The following is a 1,336-nucleotide window of genomic DNA, read 5'->3' on the forward strand; positions in this document are numbered from 1 at the left end:
CACTTTTGTACAATTTTGTGTTGACATTTACATTTTAACATGATCTATGTTTGTTGATTCATAATTTAATCACTCTCCTAACACTTATTTTAATTATTATACCAAGAAAGAAAAGATATTGCGCCTGATATGGTGCTAGCGTACTCTTTTGCGATGCTCGATTAAGCCGTGAGCATCCTTTTTCAAAATTTGATTAGTTTTTATTATGAAGAGAAATACAATCATGATAGTGACAAAATTTTTAACTGATACTCATCTGGTACTCGTTATAAAAGTCAACTTAAAAATCCCAATTTGTCTCACTTAAGATTCCCCACTTTTTCGTGGGGATAGTTTGTCTTTAATTCGATAAGAAGGCCCTATTATATTAATGAAATAAGAATGATGTAAAATACGATCAATAATCGCCTTTGTTAACATCTCATCTTGTCCCATAATGGTATGCCATTTATCGAAGGTTAAGTTACTCGTAAATATCGTGGATCGTTTTGTATATCGCATATCGATTAATTGAAAGAATAATTTCACTTCAAGGGGACTTATTTCATTAAATCTTACTTCATCAATCACGAGCAACTTATATTTGAAGAATAACTTTATTTTTCGTTCGATCGTTCCTTCCTGATAAGCTGTCTTTAAGGCATGGATTAATTTATTAAATTTAATAAAATAAACACTATTACGTCTAATTGCGACACTATAGCTAATCGCTATCGCTAAATGTGTTTTTCCTGTACCTGGATTTCCTACTAATACGACGTTTTTTGCCTCTTTATAAAAGGTTGATTCAATAATCGTTCTGATTTGATCCTCTTCAATACTCGGCTGAACTGTGAAGTCATAATCGTCGATGGTCTTTAAGTAAGGGAAAGCAGTAACTTTAACATTATACAAACGGTTATTTTCTTCCTTTGCTTCCACTTCTTTTGCTAGTATTTTATATAAGCCAGATAATTCCGCTTCGGTCAGTTGATGGTCTTGATATAATTGTTCTAAGTAGTGTTGTGCTGATTTAAATTTTAAATACTGTAATTGCTCTTGTACTTTAAGATGATTGTCATAACGGATGCCTCCTAATTCCATTGAGATAAGACTCGGTTTTGACGTTGCGTCTATGTTAATGGTTTCCTCTTGTGGTTTTGCATAATACAATTGGTGCTCTGGTTTTATGTTGAACGGTTGATTGGTTATAGGATGACTCTCAATGATATTTCCGTTATAATAAATATAAAGTTGATTGTTTTGAACGATAATGTCTACTTGCTTACCGATAAATTCTTTTGGAACAGAATATTTATTGTACCGGTATTGAAAGAGAGAGTCGTTGGTAACATGA

The 1,336-nt window shown here is 32.3% G+C and carries 1 protein-coding gene; it reads right to left on the reverse strand.

The genetic code is table 11. The features are described from left to right. Nucleotides 1-303: 303 nt before the first annotated feature. On the reverse strand, nt 304-1,336 hold a 1,033-nt coding region (istB, locus tag HMPREF2811_RS00980; protein ID WP_084801794.1), incomplete at its 5' end, for an IS21-like element helper ATPase IstB.

This window comes from Globicatella sp. HMSC072A10 (assembly GCF_001811625.1).
Taxonomy (GTDB): domain Bacteria; phylum Bacillota; class Bacilli; order Lactobacillales; family Aerococcaceae; genus Globicatella; species Globicatella sanguinis.